At 61.2% G+C, this 3,432-nt stretch carries 3 protein-coding genes; 2 read left to right on the top strand and 1 reads right to left on the bottom strand.

Annotation, left to right across the window (positions count from 1 at the left end):
• Positions 1 to 50: 50 nt before the first annotated feature.
• Positions 51 to 1,067 (bottom strand): DUF4917 family protein, encoded by a 1,017-nt coding sequence (locus HX846_RS19165; protein WP_003212103.1) that lies wholly within the window; start codon positions 1,065 to 1,067, stop codon positions 51 to 53.
• Here HX846_RS19165 and yiaY point away from each other — a divergent pair.
• Both yiaY and HX846_RS19155 read left to right on the top strand, forming a co-directional pair.
• Positions 1,000 to 2,925, top strand: coding sequence for an L-threonine dehydrogenase (gene yiaY / locus HX846_RS39275; RefSeq protein ID WP_372241993.1), 1,926 nt, complete (start codon positions 1,000 to 1,002; stop codon positions 2,923 to 2,925). The genes HX846_RS19165 and yiaY overlap by 68 nt on opposite strands.
• Positions 2,922 to 3,432 (top strand): A/G-specific adenine glycosylase (locus HX846_RS19155; RefSeq protein ID WP_372241992.1); only part of this gene is annotated, 511 nt, incomplete at its 3' end. The genes yiaY and HX846_RS19155, both read left to right, overlap by 4 nt.

Genomic DNA, 3,432 nt, shown 5'->3' with positions numbered 1-3,432 from the left:
CAGCAACGGATATGTACACCCCACCCCACACCACCTCACCCCAACTACCATCACCGCTCCACGGGCACCGAAAGCCCCGAATTCCCAAGCGCATGACTACGCGCATCAAAAAACCGCAACTCCACCTCCATCCCCTCAAACAACTCCGCAAAACGCCGCTTCTGCTGCTGAATAAACCCCGCACTGCGCCCAAACACCGAAATCGCCAACGTGCTGATCTTCGCCTGTCGAATCGCCTGCACCAGATGCACATCCTGCGCGCCGAGGTGATGCCCAAAGATGCATAGCCCACCTTCATGGCCCAACAACTGCTCATAACAGAACGACAAATAGTCAGAACTGCGAATGGTCTTCAGCTTCTCCTCAACCTTGCCCTCGCTGACAAACAACGGCACATCATCCAGCGTCTTGATCGTGTTGTTGATCGCAAAACTGCTGAGCAACGTGCTGTCAGTGGTCGGCAATTTACGCGCCGTACCATCAAGGTTACGCACCAGGTGCAGGCCACCATGCAGATACAAAATGCGCGTGGTGTCGCAGGCAGTATTGCGCAGGTCAAAGCTCGCATCGGCACTGCGAAACAGATCATCGATGCCCGGCGCATGCAGGATCGCCCAGTAGTTGAGCAGGTCGTAATTGCTGGTGAACACCGTCGGGTAACTCGCCAGCTCCTGATGGAGGGTCGCCAGTGTCGACGGCTTCACCAGGCGCCACGGAATATGCACGCTGTGGATCGTATTGATCAGTGCTTCCTTGATCGCGTAATAGCGATTACGCGGCGCAGCCGAGCTGACCGCCAGGGCCTTGTTGACCCGGCTGGTGGTTTTCAGTGCACCCAGCACCTGCTCGAAGCTGCGGGTCTGCATCGCGTCAAACACGCTGAGTTCGGACTGGCTCAGGGGTTTTTCTTCCACGGTGCGGGCGTTTTCGAACAGTGAGTCGTAGGCAAAATCTTCCCACACTGCGCGGCTGGCGCCGTTGCCGATCAGGATCCCGCTGATGGCGGTACTGCTGCGCAAGGCGTTCCAGTCTTCTAGGTGGGCATCAAAATCCTGGGAATCCTTCATTGCGGCGGGTCTACTCGAAATCGGCTGGGCGGTGACTTTATCACGAGCGGGCGTTGATCCTGGTCAAGATGCCGCAGGCAATCGAGGTCGATGCTGTAGGCATAACGACTTTAAAGGATTAGCCACCATGAGCAGCACCTTCTTCATTCCCGCCGTCAACATCATGGGCCTCGACTGCCTCGACGAAGCCATGACCGCGATTCGCAACTACGGTTTTCGCAAGGCGCTGATCGTCACTGACGCCGGGATGGCCAAGGCAGGTGTGGCCAGCATGATCGCCGAGAAGCTTGCGATGCAAGACATCGACTCGGTGATCTATGACGGCGCCAAGCCCAACCCGAACGTCGAGAACGTCGAAAAAGGCCTGGCACTGCTGCAGCAGAGCGCCTGTGATTTCGTGGTGTCACTGGGCGGTGGCTCACCCCATGACTGTGCCAAGGGCATTGCCCTGTGTGCGACCAACGGCGGGCACATCGGTGACTACGAAGGCGTCGATCAGTCGGCCAAACCGCAACTGCCGCTGGTAGCCATCAACACCACCGCCGGCACGGCCAGCGAAATGACCCGCTTCTGCATCATCACCGACGAAACCCGCCACGTGAAAATGGCCATCGTCGACCGTAACGTCACGCCGCTGCTGTCGGTCAACGACCCGGCGCTGATGGTCGGCATGCCCAAGGGCCTGACTGCCGCCACCGGCATGGACGCACTCACCCACGCAATCGAAGCCTACGTGTCCACGGCTGCCAACCCGATCACCGACGCCTGTGCGATCAAGGCCATCGAACTGATCAGCGCCAACCTGCGGATTGCGGTGCGCGACGGTAAAGACCTGGCCGCCCGGGAGAACATGGCCTACGCGCAGTTCCTTGCCGGCATGGCCTTCAACAACGCGTCCCTGGGGTTCGTGCACGCCATGGCGCACCAGTTGGGTGGGCTGTATGACTTGCCCCACGGCGTGTGCAATGCGGTGCTGTTGCCCCATGTGCAAAGCTTCAACGCCAGCGTCAGCGCCGAGCGCCTGAGCCATGTGGCACGGGCCCTTGGCGCAGATATCAAGGGTACGTCGGTGGAAGAGGGCGCCCAGGCGGCCATCGCGGCGATTCGCAGCCTGTCCCAGGATGTGGAAATTCCTGCCGGGTTGCGGGAGCTGGGCGCCAAGTTGCAGGACATCCCGCTGCTGGCGCTGCAAACCCGCATCAAGCAGGTACCGGTCGAACGCATCCTGCAAGCCCAGGGGCAGAACCCGCCGGTGAAGGGCCAGCTCACCCTCGACAGCAACCTCAACGGCCGCGGCAATAGCCAGAAAGCCCTGATCGACAGCCTCAACGGTACCGCCAGCTTCGCGATCAACAACGGCGTGCTGCTCAACGCCAACATCGAGCAACAGCTGTGCACCGGCATCGCCCTGCTCAACCGCAAGACCCTCAGCGGCGACCAGCGCGGCAAGGACACCCCGTTCCAGGAACTCAAGGGCAACCTGACCTTCCGCAATGGCGTGGCCAGCAACCCCGACCTGAAAGTGCGCATCCCGGGCCTGACCGTCAACGGTGACGGTGACGTCGACCTGCGCGTGCTGGGCATGGACTACCGCGTCGGCATCATCGTCGAAGGCGACCAGCGCGACGTGCCGGACCCGGCTTGCCAGGTGGGCTCCAACTTCCAGAACATCGAAGTCCCGCTGCGCTGCCGTGGCCCGCTGGAACTGGGCGCCAAGGCCTGCCGCCTGGACAAGGACGGCTTGAGCCAGGTCGCCATCAAGGCGGCGGGCAACAAGCTCAGCGAGAAGCTTGAACAGAAGCTCGACAAGGTCAATCCACAGCTGAAAGACGCGCTTAAAGGCCTGTTCAAACGATGAGAAACGAGCAGTTTTCAACGGCGGTGCTCGACTGGTACGACCGCCACGGTCGCCATGACCTGCCCTGGCAACAGGGCATCACGCCTTACCGGGTGTGGGTCTCGGAGATCATGTTGCAGCAGACCCAGGTCAGCACCGTGCTGAACTACTTCGACCGGTTCATGGCGTCCTTGCCAACGGTCGAAGCCCTGGCTGCCGCGCCGGAAGACGAAGTGCTGCACCTGTGGACCGGGCTGGGTTACTACACCCGGGCGCGCAACCTGCAAAAGACCGCGAAGATCGTCGTTGCCGAATATGGCGGCGAGTTTCCCCGTGACGTCGAAAAACTCACCGAACTGCCCGGCATTGGCCTGTCCACCGCGGGTGCGATTGCCAGCCTGAGCATGGGCCTGCGAGCGCCGATCCTCGATGGCAACGTCAAACGCGTGCTGGCGCGCTTTACCGCGCAAGAGGGTTACCCGGGCGAGCCGAAGGTCGCCAAACAGCTGTGGGCCACCGCAGAGCGCT

The organism is Pseudomonas sp. K5002, assembly GCF_013386655.1.
Lineage (GTDB): Bacteria > Pseudomonadota > Gammaproteobacteria > Pseudomonadales > Pseudomonadaceae > Aquipseudomonas.
The sequence above is the reverse complement of the archived record's forward strand: the minus strand, read 5'-3'. Positions and strand labels throughout refer to the sequence as shown.